The organism is Singulisphaera chitinilytica (assembly GCF_049331405.1).
GTDB lineage: Bacteria > Planctomycetota > Planctomycetia > Isosphaerales > Isosphaeraceae > PoT.
Genome location: NZ_CP186274.1, coordinates 825,106 through 846,891, shown reverse-complemented (window position 1 = coordinate 846,891; position 21,786 = coordinate 825,106). Strand labels below are relative to the sequence as shown.

The window sequence follows — 21,786 nt, the reverse complement described above, 5'->3', positions numbered from 1 at the left end:
GACCGCGACCCCGTCGCCTTCGAGACCCTCGTCGAGCGCCACGGCCCGATGGTCCTGCGCGTCTGTAAGAGTTCGCTCTCAAACCAGCACGACGCCGAGGATGCTTTCCAGGCCACGTTCCTCGTCCTCGCCCGCAAGGCAGCATCGATCAGGAAGCGCGACTCCATCGCGAGTTGGCTCTTCGGCGTCGCCACGCGCGTCGCGGCCAGGGCCAGGGTCGACGCCGCCCGCCGGCGCAAGCACGAATCCCACGGCCTCGCGCGGAGGGCGGACGAGGTGCGTCACGACCTGCCATCCGACTTCGACCTCGGCGACATCCTCCGCGACGAGATCCGCCGCCTCCCCGACAAATACGGCGCCCCCGTCATCCTCTGCTACCTCGAAGGCCGCACCAGCGAGCAAGCCGCCCTGGATCTGCAATGGCCCGTGGGCACCGTCAAGGTTCGCCTTTCTCGGGCTCGTGACATCCTCAAGCGACGCCTCGGCCGCCGAGGCCTCGCCCTGCCCGCAGGCCTGCTCGCCGCCGGTTTATCCCCCCCATCGGCCTCGGCCGCACTGCCCCCGAGCCTCATCGGGAGCACCGTCCAATCGGCCTCGGCATTCATCGGGCACGCGGTCGCAGGTACGCACCTCAGCGTGCCCGCGATCACTCTGGCCGAAGGAATACTCACGCCAATGACCATCGCTCGTCTATCGACACTCGCAGTGATCGTGCTCCTCGGGGCCTCTGCCGCACTTGGTGGGGTCACCTACTTTCGGAACTCTTCGGCACCGGTCGATGACATGCCTCGCCGTCAGGCAACGCCCAAGTTCCCTGCGGAAAAGGTGCCGCCTCCCGTTCAAACCTCAACGTATTACGACGAGACGATTCGGGAAGGCGTCACCGCGGCGGAAGCCTCGGAAGATCCTACCACTAAGGCGAGGGACCTGCTCCGCATCGCCCACACTCGCTATCGGCGAGGAGACCGACGAGGAGGGCTTGAAACCTTCGAGCGAGCTATCCTCGCCGCCAAGGAAATCCCTCCCGACAAGGTGAACCTGATCCCTCATCCTATCGTGCTCATCGCCAACTCTCTGGGCGAGTTAGGAGAACATACGCGTGCCCAGCGAACCTATTCGGAAGCCATCCCGATCATCCAGGCCATCCGGCCCCAAACGCAGCAATTTAACCACTGGCTCAACTTTGTCGAACCGCAAATCAGGACCGAAGGACGAAAATCCGCAAGAGAAAGCATCCTGGCCTATCGGCAATTCTTGCAGGTGATGCAGCAGCAACAGGGAGGGACGGAATTCCACGATGTGGATCTGGTACGCCTGGATGCCCATGAGTTCGGTCCGGCCAAGACGATCGAGAAAATATTCTCCACGAATTATTTTCGGCTACTTGATTGGAATTATAGCTTGAACAAGAAAACCTCACTGGCAATCGGGGTCGTGACGGCACTCCAAGTCGAGGACGGGGACGACGCCAAGCAGGTACTCGCGAAGGCCATCCAACTCGCGAAACGTGCGAATCGCGGCAGGACTTCGGATTTTTTCGTCCCTGATGTCGTCAAGACACAGGCGAGGCTAGGCCTCTTCGAAGAGGCGATCACGACGGCAAAGATCTATGAAGCCGATCTCATGGCTCCGAAGTCATCACTGTACGTCGATAGCGCGAAATTTAATGAAGCCCTTTGCTTCGCAGAGATTGGCACCGCACAATTCAAAGCTGGCAAGAAAGACGAAGCCAAGGCCTCAGCCAGGAAAATCATCGAGATCGTGAAGACGATCCAAGCGCCTGAGAGCCAACCACACCCACTCTCAAGGGCCGGCGACATCTTCAAAGATGCTGAGGATATCCAGGGAATACTTTCAGTTATCGATGTTTTCAAGACAATAAGTCACCGCTCTTCTCATTCGTATCTCATACAATCCTGGCTTTCGATCGCGAGCATCCAGAAGAAAGCGGGAGACCGTAAGGCGGCAGGACTGAGCTTGCACGAGGCCCTGGCGGCTGCCGAGAGGAATCTACAGCAGGCGAGAGAGAACCCACAGCCTGCAAACCGGCCCAACTTCGATCTGCAAATGCAGGCCGTGTCACAGTTGGCCAATATTCAGGCGATGTTGGGAGACTTACCAACCGCCTTCAAAACGATCGAGTCGCTCGAGGACGAGGTTCTGCAGGAACATGCTCTACTTCCACTGATTCCCACGCTTTTGCAAAACGGAGAAACCGAAGAGGCCTCGAGAATCATCGACAGGATCCCCTCACCTGTCAACAAGAGAGCGGCTCGGATCGAGATGGCCACCTATATTCCGATCAACGCCACACTCGACGGCAAAACTGCGAAGCCGGCCCCGTCTCCTTCGAAGTAATCGGGCGAAGTATGCGACAACGACGCGGCGACCCGGGTCCCTCGTGGACGGCTCGCTGGTGTTTGCCGAAGGGCCAAGGGCCTCTCGCAAACCGCGATGAGGGCGGTGGAAACGTGAAACCGGATTGGCCTGGCGCGTCACTACTGACGTTACCCAACGCTCGGGAGCGGAGTCTTTCGATGGCCAATGTCAGGTCGAGTGCCCTCTCCAAGGACCTCGAGACGCTCTTCGGCTCGGGGAGCTTGGAGCATCACGGCGACAGGGAGTTGCTCGAACGATTCGCCTCGGAGCGCGACCCGATCGCCTTCGAGGCCCTCGTCGAGCGGCATGGGCCGATGGTCTTGCGCGTTTGCAAGAGCGCGCTGGCTAATGCCCACGACGCCGAGGATGCCTTTCAGGCCACATTCCTCGTCCTCGCCCGAAAGGCCGGCTCCATCCGCAGTCGAAACTCCGTGGCGAACTGGCTCTTCGGCGTCGCCTCGCGCGTTGCAGCCAGAGCCAGGGTCGCCGCAGCTCGCAGGCGGAAGCATGAATCGGGAGGGCTCGCGCGGAGGGCGGACGACGTGGAAAACGACCGGACCCCCGACTTCGACCTCGGCGACATCCTCCGCGACGAGTTGCGACGCCTCCCCGATAAGTACGGCGCCCCCGTCGTCCTCTGCTACCTCGAGGGCCGCACATGCGAGGAGGCCGCGAAGGATCTGAAATGGCCAGTGGGTACGGTCAAGGTCCGCCTGTCTCGGGCTCGCGATATCCTCAAGCGGCGCCTCGGCCGGCGCGGCCTGGCCCTGCCCGCGGGGTTGCTGGCCGCGGGGACGTCGTCGCAAGCGGCGACGGCCGCCCTCCCGCCGAGCCTCGTCGCGAGCACGGTCCATGCCGCGTCGGTCTTCGCCGCCGGCAGTCTGGCCGCGGGTTCCTTGCTCTCCTCTCCCGTCACTTCGCTGGCAGAAGGAACTCTCATGTCCATAACCTTGATCCGACTGTCGACATTCGCAGCGATCGTGCTCCTCGGCGCCTCGGGCACCGTCGCCGGGGCCAGGTATCTGCAGAAGGCCCCGCAGCCTGCTATCGAAGCAGTAGCAGGAGCCCAGAAGGCGGCCGAGGCCCCGCCGCAATCCATCAAGACCACAGCACTCTATGAGGAGACCGTCGAGAAGGGCGTCGCCGCGGCGGAGGCCCTGGAAGATCTGGCCGACAAGGCGATGCGTCTATCCAGAATCGCGGACGCCCTCCATCAACGTGGTGACCGCAAGCGGAGCCTGGACACCTTCGAACTGGCGATCAAGGCCGCCAAGGCTATCCCCACGGATCAACTGACCCTCACCCCGCATCCGATCCTGACCATCGCCTACAGGCTCGGGATGCTCGGCGAGCACACCCTGGCTCAGCGCACTTATCAAGATTCCATCGCGGTCATCGAGGCCCTCCGCCCCGAGTTACAACAGGCAACTCAGTGGCCAAACCTCGTCGCATATCAGGTCCAGACGGAAGGTCGCAAGGCCTCGGGCGAAACCTTCAAGGCCTATCGTCGATTCCTCGAGGGCGTTCAACGACAATCGCCGAACACGTTCGATGCGAGGCTGAGTGGCCTGGAGGCTCACGAGCACGGGGCGGCCAAGGCTCTCGAAAAATCCCTATCTGCAAATTATTTCAAGTCATTCAATATCAAACATAACAGCCAAGTGAAGCAGGCCGCGATCGATGCGGTCGTCGAGGCGCTGCAACCCGACGATGGCGATGAGGCCGAGGAGGTTCTCACCAAGATCCTCCAACTCGCCAATGAGTCGAAGAAGAAGGATCCCGTCTGGGCTTTCCAGATCCCGCCGATCGTCAACGCCCAGGCCCGAATCGGGCACATCCATAAAGCGATCGAGACGGCAGGGATCCTCGAATCGGCGACGCAGGCAACGCCTGCCCCTGCCGAGGTTGATGACCTCCGGTCGCAACTTGCCTTCTGCTACGGCAACATCCTCCATGCCCAGCTCAAAGCCGGGGATAAGGATGGCGCCAGGGCATCGGCTCGGAAGTTCATCGGGATCATCAAAGCGATCCAGATCCCTCAGACACGCTCACGACCACTTTTATTAACCTGCAACAGTCTGACGGAGTTGGACGATGTCGATGGGTTGAAATCGGCGCTCGATGCACTGACGAACAGTAACACCCCGGACTTTGCCACGATCGAGTTGATCTGGCTCAGCATCGCCGACATCCAGAAGCGAGCGGGCGACACGCAGGCCGCCACCGAGAGCCTGCGAAATGCCCTGGCCAACGCGGAGGAGCAACGACAGTACACGCGAACTCTTGCCCCGCAAGTCGACGAGGCCAATGACCTCGGCACATCAGCCTACCTGGCAACCGATGTCGCGGGTCTCCAGGCGAGGTTGGGGGATCTGACGGGTGCGTTGAGGACGGTCGATTCCCTCGCGAGCAACGACTCGAGGGAGACGGTCCTGGTCAACGTGATCGGCTTACTCGCGAATCTCGGGGACATAAAGAATGCGTCCAGGCTGTTCGACCGGATCCAGTCGCCAAAGAAGAAGCAGGCGGCTTGCATCGAGATGGCGATCCAAGTTCCGATCAACGCTACGCTCGACGGCAAAGCGACGGAGGGGGGCCCCTCGACCCCGAAGTGATCGGTCGAGGGGCACACCAGTGGGTCTTCCTTCTTATGGGATGGCCCGCTCGGGGAGGCAGGGGATCAGCAGGGGGTCGAGGTCACCTTCGAGGATGAGCCGGGCGATGAGTTCGCCGGTGATGGGGGCGAGGATGATCCCCTTGCGGCCGTGGCCCGAGGCGGCGTAGAGGCCCTCCCAGCCGGGGACGGGGCCAAGGTAGGGGAGATGATCCGGGGTCCCGGGTCGGAGGCCGGCCCAGGTGCTCAGGAGCGGGAGGTCGCCGAGGCCCGGCACGACCCGCTCGGCCCTGGCGAGGATGTGGTGCAGGCCTGCCAAAGTCACCCTCGAGTCGAAGCCGACCTTCTCCAGGGTCGTCCCCACCACCAGGGGACCGTGCGGCCTGGGGACCAGCACAAGCTCGCCGCAGAAGACGATGTGCTTGAGCGGGCGCTTGACGGCGTCGAAGGCGAGCATCTGCCCGCGCCAGGGTTCGTTAGGAAGGTCGATGCCGGAGGACGCCGCCAGCGGGCCCGACCAGGCACCGGCCGCCATCACGACGGCACCGGCGTGGATCTCCTGCCCCGAGACCGTGCGGATCCCCTTGCAGGCACCTGCCGAGCCCAGCAACGAGGCCACCGGCGTCTCGGCCAGGACGCGGACCCCGGCCGTCTCGCCGGCGCGGACCACCGCGGGGGTCAGCCTCGGGTTGTCGACCTGGGCGTCCTCGGGATAGAGCACGCCACCGAGGATCGGCCCGACGAGGCTCGGCTCGAGTTCCCTGGCTTCCGCCGCTGTTAGTTTTTGCCCTTTGCCGACGGGAGGGGCCTCGGTGGCAAGCTCGGGCGGAAGGTGGGGGGCGTCGGGGTCGACCCAGACGCTCAAAAGGCCGTCGCGGCGGAAGTTCAGGCCGCAGCCCGAGCGATCCTCGATCTCATCGACCCAGTCGGGCCAGATCGAGAGGCTGGCCTCGGCCAGTGTCGTCAGCGCGGGGGGATCCTCGCCGCTCCAGTCGGGCGAGAGGACTCCGGCCGCCGCGTAGCTCGCGCCTCGGCCGATCCGCCCTGCCTCGACGATCGTCACCGACATCCCTCGCCTGGCCAGAGACCAGGCGATCGAGCCCCCGATCACACCGCCGCCGATCACCAGCACGTCCGACAAACGGCCCATTCTCACCTCGCCGGTTCCAGACCAGGTTTTCTTCCAACGCTCGCAGGGCGACGATCAATGCCAGGCTCACGTCTCCCGGGCGTTCATCGCGCCGGGGATTCCTGTGACGCCTTTCCTTGTAACCGGCAAGGCGACGAATCTCCAGGTGGATTCTTTGCCGACCCCATCCAACAAAACAATAAAGCAAACCAATATGTTTTTAATTTCATTAAATCACATTCGCACATTTTTTACAATCATTAAATTACAAGAGGTTCACGGGATCGACGTCGATGGCCAGCTCGATCTCTCCGGGGGGCGGCATGGTCGGGGCGACGTTCTGCCAGAGGATTTGCAGAGGACGAGGGGAGTCGCACCGCATGCGGAGGTGGTATCGAAACAGGTTGCGGATCTTGGTGACGGGGGCGGGGGCCGGGCCCTGGATCGTCACACCGGGCGGGGCGGCCGTGCGCAGGGCGTCGGCGAGTTGCTCGAAATAGACGCGGACGGCCGGCTCGTCGGGACCTCGGGCGATCAGGCGCATGAGTCGGCCATAAGGGGGCATCCCCATCTCCCGGCGGTACGGGAGTTCCGTCTGCACGAACCCCTCGTAGTCGTGCTTCGCGGCGAACGCGATCGCGTGGTGCTCGGGAGCGAACGTCTGCACCAGCACCCGCCCGGGCTTGTCGCCTCGGCCGGTCCGGCCCGCCACCTGCGCGACGAGTTGGAAGGTACGCTCGGCCGCGCGGAAGTCGGGCATGTGCAGCGCCGTGTCGGCGTTGACGACCCCCACGAGCGTGACGTTTGGGAAGTCGAGCCCCTTGGCGATCATCTGGGTCCCGAGCAGGATCTTGATCTCCCCCGAGCGGAAGGCCGAGAGCACCTGCTCGTGGCTGCCGGGGGTCCGCATGGTGTCGGAATCCATGCGGCGCGAGACATATTCGGGGAAGGCCGTCTCGACTTCGCGCTCGAGCCGCTCGGTTCCGATGCCGCCGTAATGCAGATTGGCCGCCTGGCAATGCGGGCAAGTCGGGGGCCTTTGCTTCTCGGCGTCGCAGGTGTGGCAGATCAGGACGCGCCGGTTCTTGTGGTACGTCAGGGCGACGTCGCAAGAGTCGCACTTGAGCACCTGGTTGCAGCGAGGGTTCGGGCAGATGACGAACGTGTGGAAGCCGCGGCGGTTCAGGAGCAGGATCACCTGCCCCTCCTCGCTCAGCGCCGTCTTCATCGCCTGGCGGAGCGGCTCGCTGAGGCCGCCGAGCGGCAGGCGCTCGTGGCGAAGGTCGATCAGTTCGACCCCTGGCATCGGCCTCGAGCCGACGCGCTGGGTCATCGGTAGGTGGACGTAGCGGCCGAGCTCGGCATTCCTCCAGGTCTCCATGGCGGGGGTTGCCGAGCCGAGCAGGATCGGCACCCGCTCGAGTTGCGCCCGCTTCACGGCCACGTCGCGAGCGTGGTAGCGCGGCACGGTCTCTTGCTTGAACGTGCTTTCATGCTCCTCGTCGATGACGATCAGGCCGAGCCGTCGCGCGGGGGCAAACACGGCCGACCGGGCGCCGACCACCACCTGCACCTCGCCCGCGGCGATGCTCCGCCAGTGGCGATGGCGTTCGGCATCGCTCAGGTGGCTGTGCAGCACGGCGACCTTGGCGAACCGGCGGCGGAACCGGCGGATCGTCTGGGGCGTCAGGCTGATCTCGGGGACGAGCACGATCGCCTCGCGGCCTCTGGCGACGACGCGCTCGATGGCGCTGAGATAGACCTCGGTCTTGCCGCTGCCGGTGACGCCGTGGACGAGGAACGTGGCGAAGTCGTCACCATCGAGCGCAGGAGTGAGGCGGGCCATGACGGCCTCTTGCTCGCCCGTGAGCGCCGGGCGGGCCTTGGCGGCCTCAGCATCGCTCGTCGGGGCGGGATCGTCATCCACCTTCGTCCGAACCCGGCGTTTGATCGAGCGGACGTACCCCTTCTGCCTCAGCGTGCCGATCAGGCTCTGGGCACAGTTCGCCATCCGGCAGAGGTCGGCGATGGTAAGGGGCTCGTCGGAGCGTGTGAGGATCCCCAGCGCCTCGGCCTGCTTGGGCGGCAGGTTCTGCGTGTCGAGCGCCTGCCGGCCCTCGTCGGAGACGGTGAGGTACGTCCCCATCCGCATCCCGGCCTGCTTCTTCACCCCCGCGGGGACGACGGCGTCGAGCGCCTGTCCCCACGAGCAGGCGTAGTAGCCCGCCATCCAGCGGGTCAATTCGAGCATGCCCGCGTCGATCAAGGGGGGGTCGTCGAGGACCTCGATCAGGTCCTTGAGCCGCTTCGTGTCGAGCCCTTCCGGCGCGAGTTCATCAACCCGCACGCAGTATCCGACCGCCGGCTGATTCCCCCGCCCGAGCGGAACCCGCACCCTCTGGCCGGGCGTCACGGCCTGCAGGAACTTCTCGGGGATCCGATAGGTGTAGACCTGATCCATGGGACGATTGAACACGACGCCTGCGAACGGGCCATCCGCGCCCCCGCCCAAATCCGCCTCATCGGCGAAGAAAGCGGACTGACGCTGGTCGTTCCCGACACCCATGTCGACACCCCGGTATTCCCCAACTACCAGGATTCCAGTTCACTCGATTTCTGCACGCCTGTCCACACAGATTTCATCGAGCCGGGCGTCTGCCGCCTCGCCCAGTACGCACGGCCCTCCGGGGCCACGCTCTCGACGAAATCGACAAACTCCCAGCCATGCCCCTCAATCGGCCTCGACGGACGTGACCTTGCCGGTCGCGACGTCAATGCTCACGTGCGTATGCTTGGCGCAGGTGGCCAGGAGGTTCGCACCGTCGAGCTTCAGATGCCGGACGACGGGCCTCCCGACGACGGGATCGCCACCGCTCGCCTCCAGGACGTCGAGGCCCCAGGCGACCCCACCGGCCTGATCCAGGGCCACGAGCTTTCGGCCATCCGACTCGACATAGCAGATCATCCCCGAGGCAGGATCCTTCAGGGAGATGACTGCGCCGGGATAGGCGACGAAGGATGCATGCGAGAACCGAAGCTTGTGGGACGTGGGCTTCGCCTCGTCGGCCCCACTCGACACGGCCATCAATAGCCCTGCGCCGCACAAGAGCCAGACGCGAGAAATCATCGGGAAGCCTCCGTGGATCGGTGGTCGAATCGAGATCGCCGGGGCGGCAGGTCGCCGCATCGAGCCTCGGTCTCATCCGATCAACGAGACAGCCTCCCGTTTCTTAGGCGTCGCAACCCAAGAGAGTTCAGTAAACCTCGAAGCGGAACGAGGTGGCGACGCGCGAGGCGTCTCGCAGGCACGTCGAGAGGGCTTCCAACTCCGTGAGCACTTCCTGGAGATGTCCCACCCGGGAACGAGCCCTGGAGTCGGTCCGCAGGACCTCGCCGATCAACTCCGTGGACTGCAGGCCATCGGCGATCGGGAACCAATCCGCCCGATCTCCCACGGTCACTTCGAGTTCGGAGGGATCTCCCTCGAAATTGTCGGGGACGAGCCGGCTGTCGCAGAAGATGCTGAGGGGGGTCACGCCGTGGTCCGACGCGATGCCGTCCAGCCCCTCGATCTCGTCCAGGAGGAACTTGCCGTCCGAGCTGAAACCTCCCTTGGCCACACTCGGTTCGAAAATCGGGTACACACCAAGGCCCATGTTGACACCCTCCCTACAAAAGACTTGAGCGTGCGGATTCCTCGGATGCAGGCCGGCGAAGTCTCGACCCTTCGCCCCGAACACCGATCGTCGCATGGAGATCCGGGCGAACGATCGGGCGAAGGGAGATCGCGGAAGCTCATTGCCTTCCGTTACTCGCAATATCAATGCCCGGAGCGCCAGGGCATCCCGAAACCTCAGGGTTTGCTCGCGTCCTTGCGCAGGACGATGTTCTCGGCGACCATCTTCAGTGGCGGATAGGTTCCCGGCGACTGAGAGCAGCGGCGGATGCACTCGAGGCCTTCCGCGGGATGCCCATGATCCATCAGGATCTTTCCGACGAGGAACTCGGTGTTGTGGCGTTCGTCGCGAGGGATGGGCTCGAGCACGGCCTGCAACGCCTTGATGTCGACAGGCTGACCCTTCGGGCCGGCGAGGTAGGCGCGGAAGATGTCACAGACCTCGGTCAATTTCGGGGCCTTTTACCGGGAGGCCTCGCAGAAGCCCTTGAGCAGTTCGTCACGACAGCGAGTGTCCCCCAACTCGTCGTCGACGAGGCGAGGTGGACCATGGTCGTCGTACCTTTCTCGCCCTGGCTCACGCATTTCTCGAAGATCTCGCTCGCCTTCTTCAAGGAGCCGGAGGCCCAGAAGAAATAGCCGGCCTCGGGCAGGTCCTGGATCGGCACGTCCTTGCCGAAATCGGCGAAGCACTCCTCGGCAAAAGCCGCGGCGGCCTTGATGTCTCCATGCCCCGTGCGGCTGCACAACTTGAACCAGTTGAGATACGAACTCCGGGGATAACGCTCGGAGACCCTCCGCATCCAGAGTTCGGCGCTTTCCCAGTCCTCCATCCCCTCGGCGCATCGCGATGCACAAGCCATCGCCCACCCCGCCCAGGTCTCGGCGGCGGCGTCGGCATAAGGCCTGGCCTCCTTCCAGCGCTTCTGCTTCATGAACTCATCGGCGATCTTCACACGGACCCCGGCATGATTCAGGCCGTGGTCTTCGACCTTGTCCAGGTACTCGTCGAGCGTCTCCTTCCAGCGGGCGACGTCTCCCCTGGCCTTGTAGGACTCGGCGAGTTCCTCGTAGGAGGTGTCGTCGGGGTAGATCGCGATGGCGCGCTTCCAGTAGGTCTCGGCCACGTCGAAATGCCTCTCGTCCATGTAGCGCTCGGCGAAGACCTTGGCAAGGGCGAGCGACCTCGTTGAAGCCTGCTCCCACTCCTTCGCCTTGTCCTTGTACCTGGGCCAGTCGTACTCGATCAGGGTGGCCAGCGCGTAGGTCGAGAGGGGGTCGAGCTCCATCGACGTGTGCCTGGGGAACTCGAGCGCCACCATCTGCAGCAATCGGGCGAGCTTCGCGTCGGGACCTTCGAAGTTGTTCAGGCGTTCGAGGTCGGCTTTGAGGAAGGCGTCGATGAGCTCGGCCCAGCCCTCGACCGGGGCTGGCTCCCTCCCCTGGCCTTCGGGCGCGTCCTTGGCCCTGGACCTCTCGATCGCGAAGTCGAGGTCGGTCCTCGCATCCCTGGCACGGCCGACCGACGCCAGCGCGAAAGCCCGGCTGCGCAGGCCCTCCGGCGACTCGGGCACCTTCGCGAGGCACCGCTGGGCATAGAGCAAGGCACGGGCCTTGTACGCCTTGTGGGCGGGATTCCACTGATATTCGGAGAGTATCCCGAGTTGGGCATAGGCGCGGGCTAATGCCCCCAGCTTTCGATGTGGACTCCCCCTCAACTCGGATCGACTGATGCAAGTCCCAGATCGCGATGAGGTCGTCAATGAACGTGAGCGATACCAGGAGTGTGTTCACGCGCGTCGGGACGGCCGCCGCGGCCTGGGCCCGGTTCGGGCTCCCACCAGCCCGAGCCCCTTGAGGAACCGAGGAAAATCATCCCAAGAGAGAACCTCGACCGACTCCGCCAGCTTGGGCAAATAGCCATTTCCATTCGCCCCGGGAGCACCGACGCTGATGTCGAGGACCTTCTCCTTGCGATTGTCCTCGAGGCGCTCGACGACCAACGGGCTCCCGACCCCCTCCAGCCGGAGGGTGAAGGTCACGTCGAGCTTGATCTCCGCCTCGGAGTCGGGGGGCAAGGACTCGCCCAGGACCTCGTCGCGCGTCGCGAGCCCCCATCTCGTCGCGGGCGGCGAGGAGGATCTCCTGGTGGACGACTTCACGCGCCAATAGCCCCTGATGTGATTTCGCGGCCTGGTCGAAATGAGGATTGCCGGTCGGACGCCTCAGCCCGACCACCGCCGTCTTCTTACCGCCGACCTCGGCCTTGTAGACGAGCATGCGGACGTGAATGGCGTCGTCCGTCGGGGGGGCCGCCGGGGGCTCGGCTCGCCCCTGTCCGGTCTCCCCGGGGCCAGCAATCCAAGGGTCATCGCCGCAAGGAAGGTCGTACGCCGGAGATCCGTCGTTCGGTTTGCCATCGAGACCATCCTTTCACCTCACCATCGAAGCCCTGAGATCGTCCGAGCGACGCCTGGGTAACAGCATATCCAGGCCCGGCCCCATCCCAAGGCGCCGAATCCCATCGGCGAATTCCACCCCATCGCATCCGACTCGCTCACAACTCTGGTCGCAAGCCGCGGCCCCGGAATCTTGGCCTTTCACTCCGGGAGTTGACAACCACCGCGCCCGCGATTAGATTACCACTCAGCTATACAACCAAGAGGTTATTAACCATGACGACTGCCCGGCTCGACGCCACATTCATGGCGCTGGCCGACCCGACCCGGCGCGCGATCCTCGCCAGGCTGGCTCAAGGAGAGGCCACGGTGATGGAGTTGGTGGCGCCCTTCCGGATGAGCCAACCGGCGATCTCCAAGCACCTGAAGGTGCTCGAGAAGGCCGGCCTGATCTCCCGGGGGCGCGACAAGCAGAAGCGGCCTTGCCGGATCGAGGCCAAGCCGCTCGCCGAGGCGAATGAGTGGCTCGAGGACTACCGCAAAATCTGGGAGGCCAACTTCGACCGCCTGGATGACTTGCTTGAAGAACTCAAGAAGAACCAGCAGAAGCCCCAACCCTAACGGAGTACGACGATGAAGCATACGTTCAAGGTCGCCCCGTCCGGAGACCGCGAGATCGTCATCACCCGCGACTTCGACGCCCCTCGCGAGTTGGTCTGGGACACGATGTCGAAGCCCGAGTTGCTCAGGCGATGGGTGCTCGGCCCGCCCGGCTGGGAGATGACGGTCTGCGAGGAGGATGCGAGGGTCGGCGGCCAGTTCCGCTGGGCCTGGGCCGGGCCGGAAGGGGCGGCGCTGTCGATGAGCGGCGAGTATCTCGAGATCAACCGCCCCGAGAAGGTCGTCCGCACGGAGAAGTTCGACGTCGGCACCGGCCACCCCGAGATGGTCGAGCAGTTGGCCACCCTGGAGCTCGCCGAGGACGGCCCGAGGACCAGGCTCATGATCACCCTGCAATACCCGTCGAAGGAGGCCCGCGACGGCGCCGTGGCCTCGGGCATGGAGCACGGCATGGCCGCGAGCTACGACCGGCTCGACGACGTGCTGCAAGGGGTCTCGGTCTGACCTTGTGGAAGAGTCAAAAAGCATCGACCCTGGCCTGCCCTTCATGCGGCGGCCCGGGTCGATGCGGCAATCGTTGTGATAGCCTGTCGGTTCAAGATGTCGTTTCCTGCGTATGATTTCCGGGTCTGTTGACTCGATACCCGGAGGATGCTCCAGCGACTCCCAAAAAACTTGAAATCGGTCACATCCAAGATGTGTTTGTCCTGGCGATATGGTAGAGGTTAGTGGTAAGGGTCGAGAGAGTTAAGCAATACGCGAGGCAGACCATGGACGCCGATTCTCACGAGGCCAGGGACGTTGAACTCGATGGCCTGGAGGTTCCCCAGCGAACGCCGAAGGCAAAGGAGCGGTCCACTTCCCTTCTGGCGAAGGTGATTGCGATACTCATCGTTGTCCTGGCGGCCACGATCATGGTAGCCGCGTTTCTCTTGACGGGCGGGCCGGACAAGCCCATCGGGAAAACGCAAGTAGAGCCAATTATCACGGCAGAGCAGGCGCGAGCGGCCATCCTGAAACTCAATGAGTTTCCGCGACTCCGAGGTGGAGAGGACGACCCCATCTTCAAGGGCCTCAAGCACGGCGCCATTGACCAAACCAACGATCCCGATGTGAAAATCGGGAATTACTTCTCCTGCAACCTGAAGGAGAAGACATGGAAAATGAACTATCACATCCGCGGGAAGACGGCAAAAAGTAGCTTCTCTTGCAGTGCGAATGGTACGTTTGAGCTCCAGTTTGATGGGACATGGAAGGCGACTCAAACAGGTGGCCACATCACCTAACCGAAGCGGCAGCACCGGCGGGCCTGGCGCAAGCCTGAGGAATGCTGCCGCTTCTGGGCCGTCTCCTTCGCGCGCACTGAGCCTCATCATGAGCCTACTGCCAGCTCCGAGCTGCGGCATAGAGGCTCGCCTCGGTGTGAGGAAGCCGTTCTCGCGGCTTTCGACGGGCTGCTGACGTCGAGCCGTCCGGCCATGACGGGTGCCGACGTCAGTCCAGTGATCGTGCCAGATCCATGTCTCTCGACGACATCCTTGGATCGACGTCCGCCCCTTCACGATAGCTCCACATGCGATTCCTGGTCATGTGACTGTCATTCGCGGCGGCGCTGCCTTACATTACATGGCGCATTCCGGTCGAAGGGTGGCTCGCGAGGTCTCCTGCACTTCGAACGAACGATGATCTCGCGCCCATGCCGTCGAGGGGCAACGTTGGCCCCTCCCTTCTTCGCGAGGCGAGACTCCACCTCCATGCGCCCGAGCGCCTCTTCCTGGGAACACACCACATGATGCGTCCGTCGTTGCAAGCCATGTTCATGATCGGCCTGGGGGCCGGTCTGGGTTACGTCGTGGCGGCAGGCCACCTCGAAGCCCCTCGCCCCGCCCTGGCGGCAGAGGCCCCCGCACCCCAGCCCGCGAAGGCGGCGGCCGGCCAGGAGGCGAAGGCGACCTGCTCGGAGGGACTCAGCCGCGCCGCCCTGCTCTCGATGGCGACGACCGCCGTCCAGCCGGCGCCGGCCGCGACGGCCGAGAAGAAGCCGAACATCGTCGTGATCTGGGGCGACGACATCGGCCAGTCCAACATCAGTGCCTACACGATGGGCCTGATGGGCTATCGCACCCCGAACATCGACCGGGTCGCCAAGGAAGGGATGATTTTCACGGACTACTATGCCGAGCAGAGCTGCACGGCGGGCCGGGCCTCGTTCATCACGGGGCAGCACGGGCTCCGCACCGGCCTGACCAAGGTCGGGCTCCCCGGCTCGCCGCTGGGCCTGCAGAAGCAGGACCCGACGATCGCCGAGTTGCTCAAGCCGCACGGCTACGCCACCGGCCAGTTCGGCAAGAACCACCTGGGGGATCGCAACGAGTTCCTCCCAACGGTCCACGGCTTCGACGAGTTCTACGGTAACCTCTACCACCTCAACGCCGAGGAGGAGCCGGAGCTCCGCGACTATCCCAAGGACCCGGCCTTCCACCAGCGTTACGGCCCGCGCGGGGTGCTCCACACCAAGGCTACGGACAAAGATGACACCACCGATGACCCCCGCTTCGGCAAGGTCGGCAAGCAGACGATCGAGGACACCGGCCCGCTGACGAAGAAGCGGATGGAGACGATCGACGACGACACCGCCGCCCGCGCCGTGAAATTCCTCGAGGAACAGAAGAAGGCCGACAAGCCGATCTTCCTCTGGGTGAACTTCACCCACATGCACTTCCGCACCCACGTCAAGCCGGAGAGCCTCGGCCAGTCGGGCCGCTGGCAGAGCGAGTATCACGACGCGATGATCGACCACGACAAGAACGTGGGGACGGTCCTCGACGCCCTCGACCGTCTCGGGCTGACCGACAATACCCTGGTCATGTACGCCACCGACAACGGCCCGCACATGAACGCGTGGCCGGACGGTGCCATGACCCCGTTCCGCAACGAGAAGAACTCGAACTGGGAGGGGGCCTACCGCGTCCCGTGCATGGTCCGCTGGCCTGGCAAGATCAAACCGGGGACGGTCTCGAACCAGATCATCGGCCACCACGACTGGCTCCCCACGTTCCTCGCCATGGCCGGCGAGCCCGACGTGAAGGAGAAGCTCCTCAAGGGGCACACGGTCGGCGACATGACCTACAAGGTCCACCTCGACGGCGACAACCTCGTCCCCTACCTCACCGGCCAGACGGACAAGAGCCCGCGGCACTCATTCATCTACTGCAACGACGACCAGCAGGTCACCGGTCTCCGGTTCGACAACTGGAAGCTCGTCTTCATGGAGCAGCGGGCCCAGGGGACGCTCAGGATCTGGGCCGAGCCCTTCACGACCCTCCGCGTCCCCAAGATCTTCAACCTCCGCACCGACCCCTACGAGCGGGCCGACATCACGTCGAACACGTATTACGACTGGTTCCTCGACCACATCTACCTGCTCGTCCCGGCGCAGGAGTATGTGGGTAAGTTCCTCATGACCTTCAAGGAATACCCCCAGCGCCAGAAGGCCGCGAGCTTCAACCTCAACGAGATCATGGAGAAGTTGAAGGAATCGACGGTCAAGTAAACCCTCCCTCGATCGCGAATTGTCTATCGACGGCCGAGGCCCCATGCGGGCCTCGGCCATTGTCGTTTACCTTGCCCGCTGGCCAATCAATAGAATTCTCGCTCGATCGTGACCCTGCCCATCCCGCACGATGAACCGCCAGGCCTCCGGGAATGTCAACGCGGGGGCGGTGTTGCCCACACAACCATCTCGCTGAGCCGCGAGAGGGATGCGGCGACCCGCCACAAGACCCGGTATCATGGCGTCACCCCACGAGTCGCGACCGAAGGAGGGTCCAGGACGTGCTCGAAGCGATTGTCGACCTCCGCACCCCCGATGACAGCACCCTGGGCGTGATCCTCAAAAGACCCGAGGGCGAGGGCCCCTTCCCGGTCGTCCTCCTCTTCCACGACGGGCCGGGGATCCGGGAGGCGACCCATCAGGTCGTCGGCGAGGTCGCCGAGGCCGGCTATTACGTCGTGGCCCCCGACCGCTACCATCGCTTCGGCCGGTTCGTCCACGTCGAGCCCGAGGCCCTCATGGCGGCCGGGCCCGACTCGGATCTGATGCGGAGCTTCTTCGGCATGGTCATGGGCACGACCGACGACCATGTCCGTGCCGATGTCGACGCCGTGCTCGCCCACCTCGCCACCGACCCCGCGGCAAGGCCCGGCGAGATGGGCTGCATCGGCTACTGCAATGGCGTCAGGTTCCTGCTCCGGTGCATGGCCGAGCACCCCGAGACGTTCGTCGCGGGCGCCGGCCTGCATCCGTCCTTCTGCGTGTCGGACGACGCGGATTCGCCCCACCTCGTCGCCTCCAAAATCCCCGGGCATCTGTATGTGGCGATCGATGAGGAGGATCACCTCGCCCCCGTCGAGCACAACCAGCCGTTGATCAACGAGTTGAGCAAGCTCAGTGAGAGATCCACCGTGGAGGTCCTGCCCGGCGCAGATCACGGCTTCGCGGTCCCCGGGCCGAACTACCACGAGGATGCGGCCGAGCATGCCCTCGAGAAGACGCTCGATCTCTTCAAACGCGTGCTCGATTGATCGAAGTTGGATAACCACGCGAGGGGATGCGGGCCGTGCCAGATACGCGGAAGCACCGAGGACCCGGGCCCCAGGACGAGACCTGGTTCGGCGACGCCGCGCGGCCCGACCTCGCGACCGCCGTGTCGGACCTGTCCTGGCTCCTCAGCCGAGGTTATGCCGAGCCGTCGTCGCTCAAGCTGGTCGGCGATCGCTTCAGGCTCGTCGAGCGGCAGAGGATCGCCGTCCTCCGCTCGGCCTGCTCCGACGCCGATCTTACGGCTCGACACGCCCGACGGATCCCGCTTGAAGGCCTCGCGGGACGGCCTTTGCGTATCGACGGCTTCAACCTGATCCTGACGCTCGAGTCGGCACTGGGAGGGGGCGTCGTGCTGGGGGGTCGCGATGGGTGCTTCCGGGATCTCGCAAGCGTCCACGGGACCTATCGTCGTGTCGACGAGACGCAGCCGGCCCTCGACCTCGCGGCGCAATGGCTGGCGGAATGGAAGGTGGGCCCCTGCCTCTGGTTGCTCGATGCCCCCGTCTCCAATAGCGGCCGGCTCGCGGCGATGATCCGGGAGCGCGGCTGGCAGGCCGAGATCGTGCCCGACCCCGATGTCCTGCTCGTCCAGCCGGGCGACCTCGTCGCGACCGCCGACTCCGGGATCCTCAACCGCTGCGGCCCCTGGATCAACCTGGCCCGGCACCTCGTCGAGGCGGCCGTCCCGGAAGCCTTCGTCGTCGACCTCGCCTGAAGGGTGCAGGAGGTTCGACCGAAGGTCTTCGATCGAGTAAACTCGTGGACCGGACAACGCGTCGTAGCCCCGGTTATCAATCCTCCGGCCGATGTTGGGGGAGGCCGACCGGGCAGAGTCCTCTCCCGACAAGTAAGCAGAAGGTCAAGCGGCAATGCGACTTGGGCTGTTCGGCGGCACGTTCGACCCCATCCACCTCGGGCACCTGGTCCTGGCCGAGCAATGCCGCGAAGCCTGCGGCCTGGATCTCGTCTGGTTCGTGGTCGCCGGCTCACCGCCGCACAAGCCGGGGGGACCTTCGCCGGTCGCGCACCGGCTGGAGATGGTCCGGATCGCGATCGCGGGGCACCAAGGGTTCGAGGTCTCGGAAGTCGAGGCCAGGCGTCCGGGGCCGCACTACAGCGTCGAGACGCTGGAGGCGATCCGCGGAGAACGCCCCGACGATGAGCTTTTCTTCCTGATTGGGGCCGACAGCCTCGTCGACCTGCCCATGTGGCGGGAGCCCGAGCGGATCATGCAGATGGCCACGATCGTCGTGGTCAACCGGCCTGGGATCGACGCCGTCGACCCGGACTCGGCGAGGATCAAGGCGCTCGAACTCGGCCCGGACGTCAAGCCGATCATCTCGGTGAACATCCCGCCCATCGGTATCGCCTCGCATGACCTGCGGCACCGCCGCTCCCAGGGGAAGAGCATCCGCTATCAGGTCCCGCGCGGGGTCGAGGCCTACATCAACCATCACGGGCTCTACCGGCCTTCCGCCACTTGAACCCGTGAGGATCTGCGTAGGTGTCTTCGCAAGACGGCAAGGCCTCGACGGGGCTTCCGGCCGCGATGGCGCCTCACGCCCGCTGCAGTTATTCAATCATTCCGCAGAAGGGTTCACGCGGGGGAAGATGGTCCACGGGACAAAGCCTCGAGATCTGCGTAAAGCTTGCGAGGTATGGCAAGAAGGACGAGAGAGAGGGTTATTGGGCGCCCTCCCATCCTGCCTCATCGACCGGGCTCGACATGATCTCGAGAAGAGGGGATCGAGCCTCATCCTCGGCACTGGGTCGGCCGATACGAAAGGTGGGCGAACACGGGTCGTCAGGATGGACCGGGTTCCGAGGATACGATGGCAGGAACTTCAGCGCACGAGACTCACGTGACGGACCTGGAGAAGGAGGTCGAAGCCCTCCGCCGCCAGGTCGTCGCACTCCAACGCGTCAGCAGCCTCGGCGTGCTGGCCGGCGGGATCTGTCACGAGCTCAATAATGCGCTCACCCCGATCCTGAATTACGCCAAGCTCGGGCTCCGCAACCCCGACCCGGCGTTTCGGGAGAAGGCCTTCAAGAAGATCCTCGAGGGGGCGCAACGTGCCTCGGTGATCTCGGGGGGCGTACTCGGCATCGCCCGGCCTCGGGCCGACCGCAGGGAGCCGACCGACCTCGTCAGGCTCACCGAGGAAGTCACCTTGCTCGTTGGCAAGGACATGTCCCGCCATCGCGTCCGGATCGACTTCCAGGCCATCGGCCACCCCTATGCCCGGGTCAACCCCGCGCAAATCCAGCAGGTCCTGCTCAACCTCATCATCAACGCCCGCCAGGCGATGACCGAGGGGGGTACGGTGCGGGTCCGCGTGGGAGCCGACGCCTCGGGACGACTGGCCGAGGTCAGCGTCGCCGACTCCGGCACCGGCATCGCCCCGGCCGACCTGCGACGCATTTTCGAGCCCTTCTTCACCACCAAGTCGGGCCCGGATGACTCGGGGCATGGCGGCACGGGCCTCGGCCTTTCCGTCTGTCGCGACATCGTCGAGGCCCACCACGGCCGTCTCAGGGCCGAGAGCCGGGTCGGCCAGGGGACCACGTTCACCCTCCGACTCCCCTCCTGCCCCGCCCCCGCCCAGCAAGGCGCCGCCTGATCCTGCCACTCCTCCCGATGCAATGCCCCGGCCCCTTGCCCTTCGGCAAGAGCGGGCCGGACGGGGAACTCGCCCGGCTTGCCTCTTCATTTTCACACATCTCTATCACGTGCGATCCAAGCTGCACGGCGTCGGCATTCGGTTAAACATACCGACCGATGTCCACAGCCTAGAAATATCGCCTCTGACGATCCATCGGCCGGCGAGAAAGGCACGGATCTCCCTTGCCTCGCCGCCTTCGTCGGACCAACATAGTGCAAACCATCGAGGGTGGGGCGATCCATCCCGCCTGCCGGAACCTGCGACCCCCCGGCAGGGGCATCGGGCGACGCCCTTTGCGAAATGGGCGCCGCCTTGCGAGTGCGGCGCGACGTCCCACCGAAATCGTCCCGCGAATTTTGAAGATCGAGGAGGCCTTACGTGCGTTGGGTGACTGTGCAGACGGAACGGGGTCCGCAGGCTTGCGGCGTTTTGAATGACGAGTACATCGAGGTCGCGAGCGCCGACCCGGCCGCCCCTTCGAACCTCCGGGAGTTGTTGGGCCAGGGCGAAGAGGTCCTCCGCCGCGTCTGGGCCGCCCTGCCGCAGGGCAAGGTCCGCCACGACCCGGCCGTCGCGACCTTGCTGTCGCCGATCTACGACCCTCAGAAGATCGTCTGCCTGGGTCTGAACTACCGCGACCACGCGATCGAGAGCGGGATGGAGATCCCGCCCGAGCCCGTCCTCTTCAGCAAGTACCCCAGCACCCTCGTCGGCCACGGTGCCGAGATCGTCCTGCCGGCCGTCAGTACGCAGGTCGACTACGAGGCCGAGCTCGTGATCGTGGTGGGCAAGAAGGGCCGGTTCGTCGCCAAGGAGAACGCGTACGAGTACGTGGCGGGCTACGCCGTCGGCCACGACGTCTCGGCGCGCGACTGGCAGCTCAATAAGCCGGGCAAGCAGTGGATGGCGGGCAAGACGTTCGACACGTTCGCACCGATCGGCCCGATGCTGGTCTCCTCCGATGAGGTCCCCGACCCGCACGCCCTGGGCATCCGGCTCCGGCTCAACGGCGAGACGATGCAGGACTCGAGCACGAGCCAGTTGATCTTCCGGGTCGACGAGATCATCGCCTACCTCTCGCAGATCTTCACGCTCGAGCCGGGCGACCTGATCTTCACCGGCACCCCGCCGGGCGTCGGCATGGCGCGCAAGCCGCAGGTCTGGCTCAAGCCGGGCGATGTGGCCGAGGTCGAGATCGACGGCCTGGGCACCCTCCGCAACCCGGTCGTCGGGCCCAAGGCCTGAGCGACCGGATCGAGTTGAGGTCCTCTCTCTTCGGATTCAGCAAACGGGGTCGTCGATCCAGTGGTCGACGATCCCGTCGCGCTTTCGCCCCCCGTGACGGGTGGGCGTGGCGAACTGTCGGATGAGGATCCCGGTGCTCATGACGAGCCCCGTGATCACGAACGTCAGGATCCAGATCAGGGCGCTCACGCCTCCCATGACGAACAGGAGCCCGGGCAAGACCTGGCGATTCGCCTCGCCGGGTAACATGAACGGCAAGACCGTCAGCAGCACCCCCAGGTTCAGGAGCATCGTCTTGAACACGATGCTCCTGAAGCTCATCCGGGGGAAAAGCCCATCGTCCTCGTCACCTTTCTTCGCGCCGAAACCCCAGCCCGCCTTCTTGGGATGCATGGCCGTCCCTCGCTTGACACGGTCGTGACCAGCCAACCGATCGGAGAGAATTCCAGCGACACTC

General features: G+C 64.5%; 19 protein-coding genes. 11 read left to right on the top strand and 8 right to left on the bottom strand.

Going from position 1 to position 21,786, the window contains the following annotated elements; genetic code table 11:
* Positions 1-48 precede the first annotated feature (48 nt).
* The gene (locus ACOYYX_RS03085) at positions 49-2,358 is read left to right on the top strand and encodes a sigma-70 family RNA polymerase sigma factor (protein WP_422928470.1); all 2,310 of its coding nucleotides are present in this window, start codon (positions 49-51) and stop codon (positions 2,356-2,358) included.
* Between the two features lie 179 nt (positions 2,359-2,537).
* A complete protein-coding gene (locus tag ACOYYX_RS03080) occupies positions 2,538-4,994 on the top strand; it encodes an RNA polymerase sigma factor (RefSeq protein ID WP_422928469.1) in 2,457 nt (818 codons plus the stop codon).
* Between the two features lie 33 nt (positions 4,995-5,027).
* Here ACOYYX_RS03080 and thiO read toward each other — a convergent pair whose 3' ends face one another.
* The 7 genes from thiO to ACOYYX_RS03045 all read right to left on the bottom strand — a co-directional run bounded on the left by thiO (position 5,028) and on the right by ACOYYX_RS03045 (position 11,960).
* Entirely contained in the window at positions 5,028-6,143 is a 1,116-nt protein-coding gene (gene thiO / locus ACOYYX_RS03075; protein WP_422928468.1) for a glycine oxidase ThiO, read from the bottom strand.
* Positions 6,144-6,387: 244 nt separating this feature from the next.
* Complete coding sequence (gene priA / locus ACOYYX_RS03070) at positions 6,388-8,688, bottom strand: replication restart helicase PriA (protein WP_422928467.1); 2,301 nt, start codon at positions 8,686-8,688, stop codon at positions 6,388-6,390.
* A gap of 165 nt (positions 8,689-8,853) precedes the next feature.
* A complete protein-coding gene (locus ACOYYX_RS03065) occupies positions 8,854-9,249 on the bottom strand; it encodes a hypothetical protein (protein ID WP_422928466.1) in 396 nt (131 codons plus the stop codon).
* A 127-nt stretch (positions 9,250-9,376) separates the two neighbouring features.
* Entirely contained in the window at positions 9,377-9,778 is a 402-nt protein-coding gene (locus ACOYYX_RS03060) for a hypothetical protein (protein WP_422928465.1), read from the bottom strand.
* A 197-nt stretch (positions 9,779-9,975) separates the two neighbouring features.
* Positions 9,976-10,248: a hypothetical protein gene (locus ACOYYX_RS03055; protein ID WP_422928464.1), complete on the bottom strand. Its 273-nt coding sequence runs from the start codon at positions 10,246-10,248 to the stop codon at positions 9,976-9,978.
* The gene (locus ACOYYX_RS03050; protein WP_422928463.1) at positions 10,245-11,516 is read right to left on the bottom strand and encodes a hypothetical protein; all 1,272 of its coding nucleotides are present in this window, start codon (positions 11,514-11,516) and stop codon (positions 10,245-10,247) included. Before ACOYYX_RS03050 ends, ACOYYX_RS03055 begins: the two co-directional genes overlap by 4 nt.
* A gap of 72 nt (positions 11,517-11,588) precedes the next feature.
* Positions 11,589-11,960, bottom strand: a complete 372-nt coding sequence (locus ACOYYX_RS03045) for a hypothetical protein (protein WP_422928462.1) — start codon at positions 11,958-11,960, stop codon at positions 11,589-11,591.
* A 513-nt stretch (positions 11,961-12,473) separates the two neighbouring features.
* On the opposite strand from ACOYYX_RS03045, the gene ACOYYX_RS03040 reads away from it, so the two are divergent.
* From ACOYYX_RS03040 to ACOYYX_RS03000, 9 genes are all read left to right on the top strand, one after another.
* On the top strand, positions 12,474-12,818 hold the full coding sequence (locus tag ACOYYX_RS03040; protein ID WP_422928461.1) for an ArsR/SmtB family transcription factor: 345 nt from the start codon (positions 12,474-12,476) through the stop codon (positions 12,816-12,818).
* A 12-nt stretch (positions 12,819-12,830) separates the two neighbouring features.
* Positions 12,831-13,322, top strand: a complete 492-nt coding sequence (locus tag ACOYYX_RS03035; protein WP_422928460.1) for an SRPBCC family protein — start codon at positions 12,831-12,833, stop codon at positions 13,320-13,322.
* Between the two features lie 266 nt (positions 13,323-13,588).
* On the top strand, positions 13,589-14,104 hold the full coding sequence (locus tag ACOYYX_RS03030) for a hypothetical protein (protein ID WP_422928459.1): 516 nt from the start codon (positions 13,589-13,591) through the stop codon (positions 14,102-14,104).
* Positions 14,105-14,808: 704 nt separating this feature from the next.
* Complete coding sequence (locus tag ACOYYX_RS03025; RefSeq protein WP_422931582.1) at positions 14,809-16,371, top strand: arylsulfatase; 1,563 nt, start codon at positions 14,809-14,811, stop codon at positions 16,369-16,371.
* Positions 16,372-16,652: 281 nt separating this feature from the next.
* A complete protein-coding gene (locus ACOYYX_RS03020; protein ID WP_422928458.1) occupies positions 16,653-17,402 on the top strand; it encodes a dienelactone hydrolase family protein in 750 nt (249 codons plus the stop codon).
* A gap of 35 nt (positions 17,403-17,437) precedes the next feature.
* Positions 17,438-18,136 carry a DUF434 domain-containing protein gene (locus ACOYYX_RS03015; protein WP_422928457.1) on the top strand — a complete coding sequence of 233 codons (699 nt, stop codon included), beginning with the start codon at positions 17,438-17,440 and terminating at the stop codon, positions 18,134-18,136.
* Positions 18,137-18,290: 154 nt separating this feature from the next.
* On the top strand, positions 18,291-18,905 hold the full coding sequence (gene nadD / locus ACOYYX_RS03010) for a nicotinate-nucleotide adenylyltransferase (protein ID WP_422928456.1): 615 nt from the start codon (positions 18,291-18,293) through the stop codon (positions 18,903-18,905).
* Positions 18,906-19,253: 348 nt separating this feature from the next.
* Complete coding sequence (locus ACOYYX_RS03005; protein WP_422928455.1) at positions 19,254-20,042, top strand: sensor histidine kinase; 789 nt, start codon at positions 19,254-19,256, stop codon at positions 20,040-20,042.
* Between the two features lie 420 nt (positions 20,043-20,462).
* Positions 20,463-21,329 carry a fumarylacetoacetate hydrolase family protein gene (locus tag ACOYYX_RS03000; RefSeq protein WP_422928454.1) on the top strand — a complete coding sequence of 289 codons (867 nt, stop codon included), beginning with the start codon at positions 20,463-20,465 and terminating at the stop codon, positions 21,327-21,329.
* Between the two features lie 36 nt (positions 21,330-21,365).
* On the opposite strand, the gene ACOYYX_RS02995 is transcribed toward ACOYYX_RS03000, so the two are convergent.
* On the bottom strand, positions 21,366-21,722 hold the full coding sequence (locus tag ACOYYX_RS02995) for a hypothetical protein (RefSeq protein WP_422928453.1): 357 nt from the start codon (positions 21,720-21,722) through the stop codon (positions 21,366-21,368).
* Positions 21,723-21,786: the final 64 nt, after the last annotated feature.

Coding starts and splice junctions, on each gene's coding strand:
- ACOYYX_RS03005 (WP_422928455.1), top strand. CDS start 19,254: ATGGCAGGAACTTCAGCGCACGAGACTCACGTGACGGACCTGGAGAAG.
- ACOYYX_RS03040 (WP_422928461.1), top strand. CDS start 12,474: ATGACGACTGCCCGGCTCGACGCCACATTCATGGCGCTGGCCGACCCG.
- priA (WP_422928467.1), bottom strand. CDS start 8,688: ATGGGTGTCGGGAACGACCAGCGTCAGTCCGCTTTCTTCGCCGATGAG.
- ACOYYX_RS03025 (WP_422931582.1), top strand. CDS start 14,809: ATGGCGACGACCGCCGTCCAGCCGGCGCCGGCCGCGACGGCCGAGAAG.
- ACOYYX_RS03030 (WP_422928459.1), top strand. CDS start 13,589: ATGGACGCCGATTCTCACGAGGCCAGGGACGTTGAACTCGATGGCCTG.
- ACOYYX_RS02995 (WP_422928453.1), bottom strand. CDS start 21,722: ATGCATCCCAAGAAGGCGGGCTGGGGTTTCGGCGCGAAGAAAGGTGAC.
- ACOYYX_RS03060 (WP_422928465.1), bottom strand. CDS start 9,778: ATGGGCCTTGGTGTGTACCCGATTTTCGAACCGAGTGTGGCCAAGGGA.
- ACOYYX_RS03080 (WP_422928469.1), top strand. CDS start 2,538: ATGGCCAATGTCAGGTCGAGTGCCCTCTCCAAGGACCTCGAGACGCTC.
- ACOYYX_RS03065 (WP_422928466.1), bottom strand. CDS start 9,249: ATGATTTCTCGCGTCTGGCTCTTGTGCGGCGCAGGGCTATTGATGGCC.
- thiO (WP_422928468.1), bottom strand. CDS start 6,143: ATGGGCCGTTTGTCGGACGTGCTGGTGATCGGCGGCGGTGTGATCGGG.
- ACOYYX_RS03035 (WP_422928460.1), top strand. CDS start 12,831: ATGAAGCATACGTTCAAGGTCGCCCCGTCCGGAGACCGCGAGATCGTC.
- nadD (WP_422928456.1), top strand. CDS start 18,291: ATGCGACTTGGGCTGTTCGGCGGCACGTTCGACCCCATCCACCTCGGG.
- ACOYYX_RS03085 (WP_422928470.1), top strand. CDS start 49: ATGGTCCTGCGCGTCTGTAAGAGTTCGCTCTCAAACCAGCACGACGCC.